11 protein-coding genes are annotated in these 16616 nt (G+C 38.7%); 6 read left to right on the plus strand and 5 right to left on the minus strand.

What is annotated here, in order from left to right; genetic code table 11:
* Window positions 1–523 precede the first annotated feature (523 nt).
* Together H6G79_RS28705 and mnmG are read right to left on the minus strand one after the other, a co-directional pair.
* Entirely contained in the window at window positions 524–1885 is a 1362-nt protein-coding gene (locus tag H6G79_RS28705) for a hypothetical protein (RefSeq protein WP_313934624.1), read from the minus strand.
* Between the two features lie 224 nt (window positions 1886–2109).
* Complete coding sequence (gene mnmG, locus H6G79_RS28710; RefSeq protein ID WP_190594109.1) at window positions 2110–4032, minus strand: tRNA uridine-5-carboxymethylaminomethyl(34) synthesis enzyme MnmG; 1923 nt, start codon at window positions 4030–4032, stop codon at window positions 2110–2112.
* Between the two features lie 259 nt (window positions 4033–4291).
* Here mnmG and H6G79_RS28715 point away from each other — a divergent pair, with 259 nt between their 5' ends.
* Both H6G79_RS28715 and H6G79_RS28720 read left to right on the plus strand, forming a co-directional pair.
* Entirely contained in the window at window positions 4292–5134 is an 843-nt protein-coding gene (locus H6G79_RS28715) for a D-alanyl-D-alanine carboxypeptidase family protein (protein ID WP_190594111.1), read from the plus strand.
* A 63-nt stretch (window positions 5135–5197) separates the two neighbouring features.
* Window positions 5198–6643, plus strand: a complete 1446-nt coding sequence (locus tag H6G79_RS28720; protein WP_190594113.1) for an NYN domain-containing protein — start codon at window positions 5198–5200, stop codon at window positions 6641–6643.
* A 217-nt stretch (window positions 6644–6860) separates the two neighbouring features.
* Here the strand turns inward: H6G79_RS28720 and H6G79_RS28725 are convergent, their stop codons facing one another.
* On the minus strand, window positions 6861–7955 hold the full coding sequence (locus tag H6G79_RS28725; protein WP_190594115.1) for a glutamate--cysteine ligase: 1095 nt from the start codon (window positions 7953–7955) through the stop codon (window positions 6861–6863).
* Between the two features lie 545 nt (window positions 7956–8500).
* Between H6G79_RS28725 and H6G79_RS28730 the strand changes: the two genes are divergently transcribed.
* The 4 genes from H6G79_RS28730 to H6G79_RS28745 all read left to right on the plus strand — a co-directional run bounded on the left by H6G79_RS28730 (window position 8501) and on the right by H6G79_RS28745 (window position 12076).
* Entirely contained in the window at window positions 8501–9160 is a 660-nt protein-coding gene (locus H6G79_RS28730; protein ID WP_190594117.1) for a Mo-dependent nitrogenase C-terminal domain-containing protein, read from the plus strand.
* A 93-nt stretch (window positions 9161–9253) separates the two neighbouring features.
* Window positions 9254–10282, plus strand: coding sequence for a GTPase ObgE (obgE, locus tag H6G79_RS28735; RefSeq protein ID WP_190594119.1), 1029 nt, complete (start codon window positions 9254–9256; stop codon window positions 10280–10282).
* 83 nt (window positions 10283–10365) lie between these two features.
* On the plus strand, window positions 10366–10947 hold the full coding sequence (locus tag H6G79_RS28740) for a Uma2 family endonuclease (protein WP_190594121.1): 582 nt from the start codon (window positions 10366–10368) through the stop codon (window positions 10945–10947).
* 109 nt (window positions 10948–11056) lie between these two features.
* Window positions 11057–12076 (plus strand): glutathione S-transferase family protein, encoded by a 1020-nt coding sequence (locus H6G79_RS28745; protein ID WP_190594123.1) that lies wholly within the window; start codon window positions 11057–11059, stop codon window positions 12074–12076.
* Here H6G79_RS28745 and H6G79_RS28750 read toward each other — a convergent pair.
* Entirely contained in the window at window positions 12060–12830 is a 771-nt protein-coding gene (locus H6G79_RS28750; RefSeq protein WP_190594124.1) for a hypothetical protein, read from the minus strand. The genes H6G79_RS28745 and H6G79_RS28750 overlap by 17 nt on opposite strands.
* Before the next feature lie 718 nt (window positions 12831–13548).
* A complete protein-coding gene (locus tag H6G79_RS28755) occupies window positions 13549–16296 on the minus strand; it encodes a GAF domain-containing protein (RefSeq protein ID WP_190594132.1) in 2748 nt (915 codons plus the stop codon).
* Window positions 16297–16616 lie beyond the last annotated feature (320 nt).

The raw sequence follows: 16616 nt of genomic DNA on the forward strand, positions 1-16616 counted from the left end.
GTCATTTTTTCCTACCTCATCTTAATTTTAAACTTCCCATTCTATAGCCTATTCAAGGGTACATAAATTTCGTAGTAAGTAAGAAGACACAAATAAGCTTAACTATAAAATTCTTGAACAAAATAGCTAAAAACTTCTTCCCTTCTGCCTCCTACCTGGTTGGTGAATCTCGACTTCGCTCGATTACCGCGAAGCCGAACCACTGCCTCCTGCCTTGCCATAATTACAACTATTTATGTCCCTGTACTTATTACCGTAATTATGAGGGCTACACTCATTTTTATATAAAAATATATTACGGTAATTTTACTGGATAAATAAAAAAAGCATGTTATACTACTAAGCAGGATTACATAAAATAAAAAACCTGCAAGAGCAGGCTAAAAAATGTATTGACGCTAAAGAAAACATAGCGATATTTTTCCATGTTGAGATTAGAGTAGTTGGGTAAAAGAATCTACTCTGAGAAATTTAGGATTTGTTTAATTGTGATATTTGCTGTCAACGAAATTTAACTTTCAGCTTATAGCTTTTGTCCTGTGTAAATAGAGCGAACTTCACCATTCCGACGGACAATTGCTTCGCCGTTGTTGACTTCTACTAAAGTCCAGCCACTAGTACCAATTGTTTCGCCAACATTGATGCGCCGAGTTACGCCATCAACTTGAAATAAAGCCGCAGATTTCTTACCTAGCTCCAGTACACCTTCTAAGGTATGACTGGGTGCAGGTTGAGGGTTGGAGGCTAAATAGACTTGTTGGGGGGTTTTTGGTGATGCAGCCACACTCGTTACAGGCGCTGAAGCAGCCCGCAGTGGTGCAACTGGTAAGGCGGGAAGGGGACTGGCTGATTGTCTGACAGTAATTGGGGCAGTACGTACAGCTACAGGTTTGAGATCGGTACGCACAGCAGCAGCTAACATATTTACACTGACAGGTTTGCCTGGTTGCTTGGCAGTGTTTAAAGCTGTTTTGACGGCATTCGGCTGAGTTGTTTGTCTAGCGTTGGCTATGGGCGGTAGAGTTAAGGGAGTTCCGGGAAGCCGTGGTAGCCCGTAGCGCATGGGTGAAGGCGCTTGATAAACAGGAATATAAATGCGTTCAACAACATTGTTTGCTGAACGGTTAGCGGTGGGGGCTGTATTGTTAGCGGTGAGCGGAGATGGTAAGTTACCGATGGGGGAACTACCAGCATAAGCAATGGTATTCGGGTTAGAGGTTATGCGGTTGCTGATGCCGGTGCGAAAAGATGCTTGATTAGTTTTTCCGCCTTGTTGGTCGATAATGGCTAACGAACCCAGCATGTAATCGGCTAAATCTGCCTCGATTTCCGCTTTGGTGGGTAATTGAGTTCCTGACATGAAGGCGGTTTGCTGTGTCCATCTGCCAGTGATCAAAGAGAGAACTTCTGCCCGTAGTAAATAAATCGTACCAGCGATCGCAATCCCGATGGCTGTTCCTAAAATCACCAGCTTGCTGAAAGCCCGTTTGATTTTCGGTCTTCTAATTCCCGAAGCCATTGCGGGAGTATCCACTACAACTGTACTGGCGTGCTGATTTCTGACTTGAGGAACGCCTTGTACAGTGTTGACCATATTGGGCAGGATAATCTGCGGTATATTCAGCGTTTGCAGTGGCTCGTAATCTGAGTAATACCAATCGTTTACAGATGTTTCTTCTCTAGAACGCTGTGGTATGCGGCCACCATACCTCACAGTATGGGAAGATAAACTGCCACTGCCATCTAAAATGTCGTCAATATCGGCAAACAAATCATCCATCAAGCCATCAGCATAAATTTCGATTGACCAAGGCTCGTTGCTAATTAATTCTTCTGATGGTTCCGGAACGATGAGATGGTTGTTGAATTCTTGTAACATAGGCATGATTTTGGGTTTTGTTTGCCAGGATTAAGTAATGCTCTTAACGCCTGGAAATCAGGATTTTGCAAAAATATCAAACTGCCAGCCTAAACTTGACGAGTTTATTTTTATGTGGTATTAAATTCAACGTAGTCTGAAGATTGCTGTTGATGCCAGGGAAAAATTCGTGTCATCAATCATACCAATCCCCTCCCTTCTACTATACTCACGCTTGTTAAAACTTTAACTTACGTTAATGCCGGAAAGTCTGTCTGGTGTTTGGTTTTACGCAATTCCAAATATATTAACAGTGCGTTAATATCCGCAGGATTCACACCCCCGATACGGGCAGCCTGGCCAATAGTCAGTGGTTTTACTTGAGTTAATTTTTCCCGTGCCTCTTTAGAAAGAGTATCAATTTTGCCATAATCTAAATCCGCAGGTAGCTGGCGGTGTGCTTGTCGGGCGGTTTGTTCAATTTGGTTTTGTTGTCTGGCGAGATAGCCAGAATATTTGATATCGATTTCTGCACCTTCTCTCTCCGCCTGGGTGAGACTGGAATTACCCAAGCCGTATTTATGCAGGTCAACATAATGAAATCCTGGTCGCCGCAGCAAGTCAGCAAGGGTGATAGAACCTTTGATGGCTTGTTGGGTGTCAGAGGCGATCGCTTTTCCGACTTGATCATGTTCTTTAATGCGGGTAGTGTATAATCTTTCTTTCTCTGCTGTAATTTGGGCTTGTTTAGTGGTGAATAATTGCCAACGGCGATCGTCAACTAAACCAATTTCCCGTCCCAAAGGCGTTAAGCGTTGGTCTGCATTATCCGAACGCAACAGCAAGCGATACTCAGACCGACTAGTTAACATCCGGTAAGGTTCTCGTAGGTCTTTTGTACACAAATCATCTAGTAACGTGCCGATGTAACTTTGCTCACGCGGAAATACAATCATTTCCTGACCACGCACAAATCGCGCCGCGTTAATTCCCGCCACAATTCCTTGGGCTGCGGCTTCTTCATAGCCCGTTGTGCCATTAATTTGACCAGCACAAAACAACCCAGCAATTTTCTTCGTCATCATTGTGGGATAACACTGAGTCGCAGGTAAATAATCATATTCAACTGCATAAGCTGGACGCAGCATCACACAGTTTTCCAACCCTGGTAGACTCCGCAACATTTGTAATTGCAGAGTTTCTGGCAACCCCGTGGAAAAACCTTGAATATATAATTCTGGAATATCCCGCCCCTCTGGTTCAATAAAGATTTGATGGCTTTCCTTATCCACAAAGCGCACAATCTTATCTTCAATACTGGGACAATAACGCGGCCCTTTCGCCTCTACCCAACCACCATAAACGGGCGATAGGTGTAAATTCTCTCTAATTAAACGGTGGGTTTCAGCAGTAGTGCGGGTCATGTGACAAGGCATTTGTTCCCGTTCTACCCACACTTCTGGGTCAAAGCTAAACCAGCGAACTTCCCCATCTCCTGGCTGAATTTCCATCTTACTGTAGTCAACCGATCGCTTGTCTACTCGTGCCGGTGTCCCAGTTTTTAATCTTCCTGTTTCAAAACCCAAACGATTTAAAGTTGCAGTCAAACCCTCAGCCGCAAATTCTCCCGCACGTCCCGCCGCCATTGATTTGTTACCAACCCAAATCTTGCCACCCAAAAAAGTACCTGTGGTCAAAATCACTGTTTTACATTTAAACGCCACACCGAAATAAGTTTCCACACCAACAACTTCATCGTTAGCGCCCAAAACTAAATCTGTCGCCATCCCTTCACGAATGGTCAAATTTTCTTGATTTTCCACAATAGCTTTCATTACCGCCGCATATTCGCGCTTGTCTGTTTGGGCGCGTAATGCCCAAACCGCAGGCCCCCGTGAAGAGTTAAGGACACGCTTTTGCAAATATGTCCGGTCTGCCATTTTGCCAATTTCCCCACCCAAAGCATCTACCTCGTGGGTTAATTGAGATTTAGCCGGGCCACCGACGGCGGGGTTACAAGGTTGCCAAGCAATTTTATCTAAATTCAGTGTTAATAGCAGAGTCCGACAACCAAGACGAGCAGAGGCCAAGGCGGCTTCGCAACCGGAGTGACCTGCACCGACGACAATCACATCATAAGCGTCTTGGAATTCAATAGAATTGTGCATGGTCATACTTATACAACAGCAAGCTAAGATTCATTGATATTTTAGCTGATCCAGTGCTTTCCAGGATGCGCCTTGTTAATAAAAAAGCTATCAAAAGAACTAGTCATATAGTAGTAGAGAAATTTTCAAATTTAGAAATTATAATTATTAACTAAGTTCTGCTTAAGAATTTAGTTAAATCTAGCTTATATGTTACCAATGCAACTATTTTTACCATAGTTGTACAGATTATGCTATTGAATATATTCACAAATTTCAGCAATTAATGAAACGTCTAATTAAACCAGCAAAATTTATCTTGACTGCTATTTTTATTTGTTTGGCATTGGTGGCTAGTAACAGTTTGCAACGCTATCAATCAGTTAATAATTTACAGTCCACAAATCAATGCTTAGTTACCGCAGTATCTGGCTGTAGTGCTAATGCCCAAGAACCCAACTTACCGCAATCTGTTGCTAGTGAACCATTAAGCCCACAAGAAAATTTTGTGGCTACAATTATGCAAAACTTAAAGGTAATGCCCGCACCAGGAACTTATGAATATACTTTACTCCGTTCCTACGGGTCAGCATTTATTAATTCAACTAGTAATGTAAAATTACCGCCAAAATTAATTTTTGATAATGAAGAAGACACTAAAGAATTTCAGTCACAATTAACACTAGAAAGAGTTGTTAATACCAAGGATTGTTATTTACAAAAGTCAGCCTCTGATGCTTTAAATAAAGCTAGATTACAGTTTAATATTCCCCTAAAATCAGGCTATGGTGCGAGTGATTGTCTGCGTAGTTATGCAACGAATTTAAGATTTTGGCATAAATATGCTAATAATAAAACTTTAGAAAAAGTCAAAGAAGGTAAAGAAACAGCAATTCTAGGCGTAGTCGCACCACCTGGAACATCCCAGCATCTTTGGGGGTTAGCAATTGATTTAGGTGTATCGAATGCAAAACAAAGACAAATTCTAAATCAAAATGGTTGGTTTCAAACTGTAGTTAAAGATGTGCCACACTGGACTTATCTTGGTGTATCAGCAGAAGATTTGCCTAAGTTGGGTTTTAAAAATCAAGTTATTCAAGGAATTACTTATTGGTTAACACCTTTATAACAGTTAGATTATATACAAATAAGGGAATAATAAAAGTATGTTTAAATTGTTGAGTATAGATTTATGGTAAATGAAGTTAGTAATCCCGATTTGTCTCTTCTACGAAATTTGTTAAAAACGCTCTACCAAAACCAAGAAATAAATTTAATTTTACAACAGAACTTAGACAAGATAAATAATGATTTTGCTTGTTTACTAAAAAAATGGGCAATAGAACAATTTAATGATAGACCTGATACAGCTATTAAATTAGCAAAAATTATTTTTCAATTTAGCAATATACTTCAAACATTTGAGCAGGGCAACCGAGATATTAATCTCGAAATTGCAATCACAGGTTATGAAGTATCTTTACAGGTTTTAACCTATGATAAATTTCCAAATGACTGGGCTAATATACGACAAGGATTATGTGAAGCTTATCAAGAACGTCAACAACTTCTATCTAATACAGTTGTTAATCTTCAAGAAGAGATTGATAAACATCAGAGCGAATTAAAACAAACACAGCTACAAGTAAAAGATATAACGACAACATTAACAGAATTAAAACAAGAATCAGTTAACTTGCTTCAAAGTGAAGAGATAAAAAAATTAAGAGATGATTATCAAGAGTTAAAAGAGAGCCAAAGCATTGTACATCAACTCCTGATTAATAAGGATTATGCTTTATTTACAAAACGAAATTTCAATACAGCTATTTTTTACGATATTGAAAATTTAACAATTGGCGGAAGTGATTGTAATCTTAATTTTTCCTTTAGGCTAATTCAAGATAATCTAAGAAAAATAGATATAGTTCAGGAGGCATCTGTCCAATGTGCTTATGCAGATTGGAGCGATATTAGGCTAAAATTTCTTAGAAAAGAAATTCAAGAATTGGGAATTGAAGCAATTCAAATTTTCGATTTTGGTTATAGAAAAAATGCAGCAGATATTCAGTTAGCAATTGATGCTATGGAATTAGTAAATCTTCGCCCTAATTTAGAGGTGTTTGTAATTGTATCAGGTGATGGTGCTTTTGCTTCTCTTGCCAAAAAGTTACATGAATATGGAAAAATGGTAATTGGTTGTGCCTATGAAGGAAAATCAAATCGTTTTTTCAAGTCTGTTTGTGATTATTTCATCCCTCTGATACCTATTCAGAAAACCTTATCTGAAACAGTCAATAATAAAGAAGAAAATCCTATACAATATTATACAAATGAAAATAAAAATAGTTATATATTTATTGATATATATAACGAAACTAAAGAAAAATTACTTACTTTAAAGAATGACTATAAACTTATACAATCTGGTATTCCTCTTTCTCAAATCCATAAGTTTCTGATAGATAATATACCTAATTTTAATGAAAGACGGTTGAAAGAAAACAGCAATCAACTCACAAAGTTTTTAAGAAAATCCATCGAAGGCACAGAACTGAGCATTTCTAGCGATAATAATAAATTAATTTTGAGAGAAAGTTTATTATTTTCTAGTGAATCATTGAATACTATTATGTAAGTCGTTACTCGCTCTCATACTATGTTTACAGATGCTTATAGCCAGTAAATGTATCAAAATATGCTCTTATAAGTAGGTCGTTGCAATTAAGCATAACTAGTGATGGCTGTCATTTGTCCTTTGTCATTGTTCATTAGTAAGGCTTTCAAGCCTATTTACGTTTCGTAACATAGTTTTGTTTATTTCCACCGAGTTACTTACTGGTTAATTTCTTAACTCAATAAGTTTGTCGTAGCACTTCTTCTATTGAACCTAGCTTGTGAAACTTCTCAATTAATTCATGAGATTTACTTTTTCGCTGTTCTAGCATTATTTTTAATGGTGTAAGCAAGTTAACATCTGGGTCATCATGCAAAGCAAACTCAGATGCTTGTAAAACTTCTATGGCATTCGCAAAAATCTCTTCATTATTAAAACCTTCCTTAGCAGAAATCTGGTGCAAAGCTGCATCAGGTACAGTTAATCTCCCCTGTAAAGTTTCATCTAATATCAAACCTTTTAATAATGCCAATAAAGCTGCATAAATATTAAAATCATCACAACTATCAAAAGCTTTAAATTCTATACGTCCGATTTCTGCGGGAATGCGAGCAACTTTGGTTAATGATGGAACACTAGGAATTAATTGTTCTTGTTTTTCGACAAAAACTAATGTTGCTGAACGTTTACCTGTTCTAATAAAAGTTCTAACTGATAACCCTTCCCACAAACTACCATTGTAAAATGGTGAACTATAAGTAAAAGGGACGATATAAGGACTGTAATAAGTTAGCTTGCGACCAATATCAATTAACTTTTCTGTAGACATATCTGCTACAGAAATATTTAAATCTGGCCCGTAACTGACCATGTAAATATTAGCAGTTTGCTCGTCAGGATAAGCTTGTAGTTGTTTGATTTCAAAATCGTTTAATGGTGGTTGGGGTTCAAAAACTGTTTTGTAAGGGTTAAAACTCGCTAAAACTGGTGTGTAACCAAAACTACCGGCTAATTCTCGCAGTAAACGAAAACTTTCTGATAGTTCATTCACCGCACCTTGAATATCAGTATGTATGGTGGTTCTGATTTCAATACCTTTGGCTAAACAATCTATTGGTTGATCAGAATCAGCAAATCTTTCAAACCCTTCAATATACCATCTTTTCTTTTTAATTCCAGCATCACCTACACGTAGTTGAGGATAATCATTGGGATAGGTGGGTAATCTTTCGACAATTTGAGCAAAATCAGCAAATTTGGTGTGGTTAAAATCGGCAAATTTACCTTCTTGGTTTAAGAACGCGACTTCATGCTCAATCCCAAAATAAAACATAGCTGATACCTGAAATTGCTAATTATGTGTTGGGCTATATATAGCAGTCATGTTTGATATGTCAACAACAGAGATAAGGGAGACAAGGAGGAGAGGGTAAACAAGGTAGAGAGATGTTGATAAATCATTTAGGATTGTTCTGGGAATATTGTTGAACAACCCTTACTGATGGTGTAGAAGGTGGATGTCTGTTGACCTATTGATGATGATTCTTGATGAATTTCTACATATTTGATATTTATTATCAATAATAGATGTTTAATACTTGACTATTTGAGTGTGCTGTGAGCAGCATTTAAAGGTCATAAGTTCACAATTGCTGAGTACCTCCGCTATCTAAATTCATTATCTTAGTACAAGTTTAAATATAAAAATTCTCAAGATTATTTTAAGAGTAGTTTAACTTGCAATGTGATCAGGAAGCGATCGCACCTTACTTGTAGTTAACAAAACAGCAAATCTTAAAAAGCCTGGGAGTTAACTGTGCAATCAGTTGCCTTCAAGTTAGCCTAGTAATCATCGAGAGAAGCTTGAGGAGTAAATGTATGACTAGTGTTGTACAATCCCCATACAGTAGCGAACAAATAGCCGCTTGGTTGCGTGGACTGCTAACCATTGCTTGGGCAGATGGCAACTTTGATGACCATGAACAGCAATTTATTGCTAGTCTGACCAAAGAAGAATTAGCACCGAGCCTAAAATGGGAGTCTTTAGAGGTAATTACACCAGAAGACTTAGCCACAGCCTTGGGTAAAGGTACGCCAGCAGCTGAAAATTTTTTACGTACAGCTGTGATGGTAGCGATCGCTGATGGTACATATTCTCCCAGCGAAGATCAAGTACTACATCAATTTTGCCAAGTTTTAGAACTCCCAGAAGATATTATCCAAGCCCTACGACATACCCTAGAAATTCAAGATCCACTAGTTTCATCCAAAACGCCACCCCACTTACCACTTAACTCACTACGCGACTGGTTAGATGGGCTAGATGTACAAGACCCCAGAGTTGCTCGGTTTTTATGTAAAATGATTCCCTCTCAATGTCCGTTTGAACGAGATGTCACCTTATTTGGACGTAAAATTGTCCACATCCCGCCCTTGTGTAAGATTAATCCACTTTATGAACAATTAGTTGGGTTACGTTTCCGCGCCCTCTCCTATTTGGCTGATGACTGCGGTGAGGATGTTACGCCATATATTTGAGTGCTGAGTGCTGAGTTAAAAGTAGAGAATAAAAGATAAAGCATTGATTAAAAAACTTATAATTTAAAACTCACAACTCAGCACTGTAGAAATATGCAATTCATTGATCAAGTAGCAATTGAAGTTGAAGCTGGTAAAGGTGGCGATGGTATTGTCGCTTTCCGCAGAGAAAAATATGTGCCGGCTGGCGGCCCCTCTGGCGGAAATGGCGGACGCGGCGGTTCTGTGATATTCCAGGCTGTAGAAAACCTCCAAACCCTTCTGGACTTTAGATACAACCATCTATTTAAGGCGGAAAATGGTGGTCGAGGCGGCCCTAATAACCGTACTGGCGCATCCGGGAAAGATTTAATCATCGAAGTTCCCTGCGGTACAGTGATTTATGATGCCGAGACTGATGAAATTATCGGCGATTTAATTGCACCAGAACAAACTTTAGTTATTGCTGAAGGCGGTAAAGGTGGACTAGGAAATCAATATTTTTTAAGTAACCGCAACCGCGCCCCAGAATACGCACTCCCTGGTTTAGAAGGGGAAAAAAAGTCTCTCCGTTTGGAGTTGAAACTATTAGCAGAAGTCGGAATTATTGGTTTACCAAATGCTGGTAAATCGACTTTGATTTCCTCATTATCAGCAGCTAGACCAAAAATTGCTGATTATCCCTTTACCACCCTCATACCAAATTTGGGTGTCGTGCGAAAACCCACGGGTGATGGTACAGTTTTTGCCGACATTCCCGGACTCATTGAAGGTGCAGCCCAAGGTGCCGGTTTGGGACATGATTTTTTACGTCACATTGAACGCACACGAGTACTATTACATTTAATTGACGCAACCAGCGATGATGTCATCAGAGACTACAATACTATTCAACAAGAATTGCAAGCTTATGGACGCGGTTTAACAGAGCGTCCGCAAATTTTAGCACTGAATAAAATTGAGGTAGTTGATAGAGAAGAAGTTGATTTAGATGCGTTGGCTACTCAATTAAATCACCTTGCTTATGCTCCAGTTTTCTTGATTTCTGCGGTCACTCGTACTGGGTTAGAACCAATGTTACAAGAAGTTTGGAATGTTATTGACCAAATTAATACCATTGAAGCAGAGCAAGTATTGAGTTGAGTTAACTTAAAATAAAACAACAGATATACCCAGATAAATTATTTGTGTTTATCTGCGGTTAATTACTGATTATTTTGGTAGTTATGCAGTTACCAGAACAACGCTACTATTCGCCGGAAGAATATTTAGAATTTGAGGTTAATTCAGAGGAAAAGCACGAATATATTGACGGGCAAGTTATTCTTCAGGTAAGTGAAATAACAAACCATAATACAGTTGTTGGTAACTTTGGTGCTAATTTACTAATGGCTTTGAAACGCCAGCCTTATCAAGTCTTTATTCTCAGGCAACGTCTTTGGATTCCTCAAAAAAGAATGTATGTGTATCCTGATGTAATGGCGATCGCAGATCAACTAGAGTATGCAGAAGGAAGACGGGATACTTTAATTAACCCAGTGTTGATTGCTGAGGTGTTATCAAAATCTACTAAAAGTTATGACCGCGATGAAAAGTTTGCTGCTTATCGGACAATTCCTAATTTTCAAGAATATATTCTGATTGACCAATATAAAATCCACGTTGAGCAGTATTACAAAACAGATAATAATAAGTGGATATTTTCTGAATATGAAGATGCAAATCTGTTGTTGAATTTATCTTCTATTCCTTGTCAGGTTTTGCTGGGGGATATTTACGATCAGGTTGATTTTAGTGTAGAGGCGTAAAAACCTCACGCCAAGGCTCAGAGAAGAGAAAGAGCGTTAGAGTTGTAATTGAGCATAAATGCGTAGACGCAATTAGTAGCTTGTCCTAGACATCGGTTTCTACTCAACTATGACTGATACCAAAATTAAGAAAAAAGGCAAATCTCTACCGCCAAAGCTCATTATCGGTTTAGGTAAGTTTGTCTGGACGACTCTTTGGCAGATTATGATGTCTCGACTCGCCCCCCGCAGTCAATCAGGGGAATATATTCGTCCCGACAGTCAGTTTAGAAGTGTTGTGAGTCAAGCTGAGGGTAACATTTACCAACCAGCAGCAGGACGTTATAAACTTTACGTTGGCTTGGGTTGTCCTTGGGCGCATCGCACACTAGTTGTCAGGGCGCTCAAAGGATTGGAAGATGTGATCTCAGTTACTACTGTTGAACCTTCGGCGGAGTCTGGGGGTTGGGTATTTACCAGTGAAGATGAAGGTTGTCAAACTCTCGCCCAATTGTATCAGCTTGCCCAACCTGGTTACACTGGGCGCTGTACAGTTCCAGTTTTATGGGATAAACAAACCAAAACCATTGTCAATAACGAAAGTGCGGAAATTATTGTCATCTTGAACTCAGAATTTAAAGAGTTAGCGACAAATCCCACACTCAATCTCTACCCAGCCGAACTGCAAGAAAAAATTGACTGGTGGAATCAAAAGATTTACACAAATGTTAATAATGGTGTTTATCGCTGTGGCTTTGCCCAAACTCAAGCTGCATACAACCAAGCTTGTGATCAATTATTCGATACTCTGGATGAAATTGATGCAGCGTTGAATAATAGCCGATATCTTTGTGGTAACAATCTCACTTTAGCGGATGTACGTTTGTTTACAACGCTATTTCGCTTTGACATTGTGTACTATGGGTTGTTTAAGTGTAACCGCCACCGCATTCAAGATTATCCCAATTTAGGAGGCTACTTACGCGACTTATATCAGTTACCAGGTGTGGCTGGAACTTGTGATTTAGAAAGTGTCAAGCAAGACTATTATGGCAATCTTTTCCCGCTTAACCCTGGTGGAATTGTGCCGACTGGCCCTGATATGGCATTTATGTTAAAACCACATGGGCGTTTTAGTAAAATAACTTAAACCTTGCTAACTGAACTTCTAAGGTTTTAATCAGGGTTTTATTGAGTTCGGTACTATTTTTGAATTGCAGAATTTGTTGTGTTGGTAAATCAAAAGGAATTTTACCTTCTAAATCTGGGCGCTGCATGTGTGCTAATAAAATTTGTTCAGAGCGTTTACTTTGAATTGCATAGCCAATTTCTACGCAAACATTAGGACTAGGAATTAATTGCTGATTTTCTTGGCTGTCAATGCTGGCGATGGCTGTAGTGTCGGCTATAAACAATAAACTCTTGCGGATTTTTCGCATCATGGCTTTATTTAAGCGCAGAATGCCATCACTCGGTCTATAAGATTCTACTAATGTTAAAGGCAGACGCGATCGCAGATTCAAAATTTCCAAGCTTTTTTGCAACCCCTCGCGCAAGGCTTCACTGGCTGCACTATACTCAGTTTGATAGCAGAAAAAAATGGTTGGATCTAACTGCGCTAACAATGCTTGTTTGGTGAAATAAATTTCATGACTAATCAAGTCAATATTAGCTACACAATAACCACCACTACCTTCAATATAAAATTCAATATTTTCCCCTTCCAAATAACGCTCAAACCACACAGATTTTTTCACGTCATCACTATCTTCTAAAAAGTCTGCTCGCAAAGCCGAACGCAGTAGACTTTTTTTACTGAGACGAATATCTGCTGGGCGTTTTTCCAATTGTGAAATTGGTTCATAATCTTGAAGGTACCATGCTCTGAGCGCAATAATTGACATAAGGCGCTATTTGAATTATTTAACTGTTTATTTCCATAGAATTCAGAATTTGCTAGGCAAATTGCCATTTGAGCTTACAGAAGTTATGAGTTTGAAGAAGTTGAATTACCCACACTCAATAACTTACTGCTGAATTCTGGATTCTACATTCTACTGCAATTAGCTGGCTACTAGCTTACACCGATTTACCTAAATACAACAACACCCAAGCATCTACTAGCTAAAATTATTTCCTCCTCTTGTTTCTTCTAGGCAGGGATGTAATCTCTTTCACTACTCAAAACAAGCAATGAAAACCAGTTTACAGCGCCCCCTGATTTTCAATATTTGAGGAAATATCAGCGTTCGCGTTGGGTGTTGTTGGGTTTGTACGAGACAGACATAAATTCAACAGCGTTTTACCTCTTCTTTTATTACACTCTAGCTGTTTTATCTGCCAGGGAAGCTAAGTAACTTCATTTATTAGATTAACATCAGTAGATTAGTATGAATATTTCTGCAATTAAACTTTACTTTGAAGAGGAGAATATATAGCTGAACAGTCGGAAGTCATTCATGATAAATATTAGGTTGACATGAATGAAATGACTTTTGAATTTTTGTTTTCAAAATGACACAAATAGTGAAATTGTTTTGAGAATTATTACACTTTGTTGAGGAAAATAAAACTTCTTCAGCCATTGTAAATCTATCTCTATATCGATTTTACTGCCTACTTTTATTTATTATTTAGATGACGTAACAACCTAATGGGAACTTCAATCCAAAACTCTGTTCCTTTACCGATTTCAGAAATACAGTCCATCATTCCACCATGTTTTTCGACAATAATTTGGTAACTAATAGCTAATCCTAACCCTGTACCCTTCCCTACAGCTTTGGTGGTGAAAAATGGATCAAAAATTCGCTTCCTGACATCTTCCGTCATTCCTGGCCCATTATCAGCAATGCGAATCAATATGCGTGATGTATCTGTAGCTAGTCTCGTAGAAATTGAGATTTTCGGCTTAGGAAGCTGAAATTTATCTTGCCCTAAATCTCCTTGATTTTCCAAGACATCAATAGCATTTGTGATAATGTTCATAAAGACTTGATTGATTTGTCCTGCATAACATTCTATTAAGGGTAAATCACCATAGTCTTTGATGATGTCAATACCTGTGAAATTAGCTGTAGATTTCAGGCGATGTTGCAAAATTAATAAGGTATTATCTATACCTTCATGTAAATCAACTGGTTTATTTTCGGCTTCATCTAAGCGGGAAAAATTGCGTAAAGATAAAACAATCGAACGAATGCGATCGGCTCCAACTTGCATGGAAGAAATCATTTTTGGTAAATCATCTGCCAAAAATTCTAAATCAACACTCCTCGCAGTAGAAATAATCTCAGCATGAGGTTGAGGATAGTGCAGCTGATAAAGCTCGATCATTTTTAACAAGTCTTGAGTATACCGATTCGCATAGTGTAAGTTACCGTAGATAAAGTTAACTGGGTTGTTAATTTCGTGGGCTACGCCTGCTACTAGCTGACCCAAACTGGACATTTTTTCGGTTTGAATTAATTGCGTTTGTGCTGCTTGCAGTTCTATTAAAGTTTGTTCTAATTGTGTAGCTTTTGCTCTGGCTTCGGCTTCAGATAAACAACTTTGTTCATAAAGTTGAGCTTGCTGAATAGCGATCGCAGCTTGATCAGCCAACTGTTGAAGTAAATTTATTTCTGTATCTTGCCAATCTCTGGGCTTGGCACACTGATGCACAATCAGTAAACCCCAAAATTGCAAACCGATATTGATGGGAACAGTTAAGTTAGCTTGTACTTGTATATTCTGCAAAAATTCTCGGTGACAAGCATTAATAGAATCTGTATTGACATTATTAATAGTTCTAACTTTACCCTGTAAGAATACAAATGTTGATTCATCGGGTATACAGCCTGCTGGTGTGGGAATTCCCAGAGTTGATAACCAAGAACCGTTGATTTCTTCAACAATTACCTGACCCTCAGATTCACCAGTTCTTTGATAAATGATCACCCTGTCAGAATTTAGCAGTGAACGAACTTCATAGACTATAGTTTGTAAGGTAGTTTTCAAATCTAATGAACGGCGAATTTGTTCGGAAACTTGCTTAATTACCTTAGTAAACAATAAGGATTTTTCTAGTTCCGCCGTTTTCTCTTTTACCCACAGTTCTAAATTGCTATTGATTGCCTGTACTTCTTGGTACATTTGTTGTTGCTGAACAGCAATCGAAAAGCTATGAGACAAAGCCTGGGCGAGGGAAATGTCTTCATCTGTCCAAGCAATCGCTTGCCCCTTTTTTTCTTCTCGCCACACATCAAAAGAAATTTGCGGTAATTGTTGTTGGGGATTGTGTTCACGTCGTCCAGCCCACAAAATTTCGGTGTTAAATTCTGGGCGAAACACACTCAATACACCGATTAATTTTTGTCGGTAATGCAGAGGAATGACTAACATACCTCGAATTTGGGTTAACTGAAACGCAAATGCTAAAACACGCAAATGTGCTTCATGGTAAAGGTTGGTGGTCATCCAAATTTGACCTTGTTTACATTCATCCATCCATTTTTGCCAAACAGGATGTTGTTCGATGATGCTAGTTTCTGGCTCGAATGGGATGGTTGGTTGTTCGCCAAAGGTGTAAACTTCTGTTGCAGATTCAATGTAAAGGCGGCCACTCATACCATTTAAGGCGATGACAGTTTCTTCTAAAGCGGCCTGTAATTCCAGTTTTGGTAATTGATGCAGTAGAGTCGTAACACGATTAATCGTCTCTTCCCGCTTTTGTCTTGCTAAAGTTTGGGCATAAAGAGTACTTTGAGCGATCGCGATCGCTACTTGATCAACAACTTGCTGGACTAGGGTCAGTTCTGCTGGGGACATCTCTCGTGGTTGACTGTGATGTGATACCAATAGTCCCCAAAGTATCGGTTTGAAAGAATCACCTTGGACTTCGCTATGTACAATCGGCACCACTAGCGAAGACTGTACCCCCATTGCTGTTAAATATTGAATATGGCAGGGATCTACTTGTTGATAGTAGGTATTTTCGCTTTCGCTTTCTAGAAGTTCTGCTGTAGTGTTGGGCGCTGGCAAAGATAACCCTAATTTACCCTGAGATACATCCACAATGATCCGTGGCTGTCCTAATAACAGCATTTTTCTGCTTTCCAGAGGAATATCAGCAGATGGAAAGTGCAACCCAATTAAGGATGGTAGTACTTGATCATTGAGAGATTCAGCAATCACTTCTCCACTACCATCAGCATCAAACCGATATACCATCACTCGGTCTGTAGCCAAAAACTCACGGACTTCGGCAACGGTAGCTGTTAAAATATCTGTCAGTTCCAGCGATCGCCTAATCCGGTTGATGATCCGGTGTAATAGACCCTCTTGACTAAAGGGAGGCTGCGAACCGCTTGGGTTATCAGTATATTCCATTGCCTACTAAACCTATAAAAATAATTAAACTATGTTAGAAAAATGCTGCTATACCCAGAGCCGCCGTTTTTATCTTTGACTTTTAATAACAACGAGGAAATATTATTTGTCAACTAATTTTATACCTACTACAAAATGATGTATTCGGTAGGATTATGTAAATCCACCAATTCCTAAATTGTCTCTATGAATCTAGTTTTTTTTATGATTTTTTAATTTTTAACCACATTAATTCAGTAAATCTAGTGAGATAGCCTCTCAATTTTGTTTATTTAGGGAATGTCAGCATTCCCTGTGCCAGTACCAAGTTACTTTTATAT

The organism is Anabaena sp. FACHB-83 (assembly GCF_014697485.1).
Lineage (GTDB): Bacteria > Cyanobacteriota > Cyanobacteriia > Cyanobacteriales > Nostocaceae > Nostoc_B.

Excerpts from the sequence above, each read along its gene's own strand:
- H6G79_RS28715 (WP_190594111.1), top strand. The coding sequence starts at position 4,292 with ATGAAACGTCTAATTAAACCAGCAAAATTTATCTTGACTGCTATTTTT.
- mnmG (WP_190594109.1), bottom strand. The coding sequence starts at position 4,032 with ATGACCATGCACAATTCTATTGAATTCCAAGACGCTTATGATGTGATT.
- H6G79_RS28755 (WP_190594132.1), bottom strand. The coding sequence starts at position 16,296 with ATGGAATATACTGATAACCCAAGCGGTTCGCAGCCTCCCTTTAGTCAA.
- H6G79_RS28725 (WP_190594115.1), bottom strand. The coding sequence starts at position 7,955 with ATGTTTTATTTTGGGATTGAGCATGAAGTCGCGTTCTTAAACCAAGAA.
- H6G79_RS28750 (WP_190594124.1), bottom strand. The coding sequence starts at position 12,830 with ATGTCAATTATTGCGCTCAGAGCATGGTACCTTCAAGATTATGAACCA.
- H6G79_RS28730 (WP_190594117.1), top strand. The coding sequence starts at position 8,501 with ATGACTAGTGTTGTACAATCCCCATACAGTAGCGAACAAATAGCCGCT.
- H6G79_RS28720 (WP_190594113.1), top strand. The coding sequence starts at position 5,198 with ATGGTAAATGAAGTTAGTAATCCCGATTTGTCTCTTCTACGAAATTTG.
- H6G79_RS28705 (WP_313934624.1), bottom strand. The coding sequence starts at position 1,885 with ATGCCTATGTTACAAGAATTCAACAACCATCTCATCGTTCCGGAACCA.
- H6G79_RS28745 (WP_190594123.1), top strand. The coding sequence starts at position 11,057 with ATGACTGATACCAAAATTAAGAAAAAAGGCAAATCTCTACCGCCAAAG.
- obgE (WP_190594119.1), top strand. The coding sequence starts at position 9,254 with ATGCAATTCATTGATCAAGTAGCAATTGAAGTTGAAGCTGGTAAAGGT.
- H6G79_RS28740 (WP_190594121.1), top strand. The coding sequence starts at position 10,366 with ATGCAGTTACCAGAACAACGCTACTATTCGCCGGAAGAATATTTAGAA.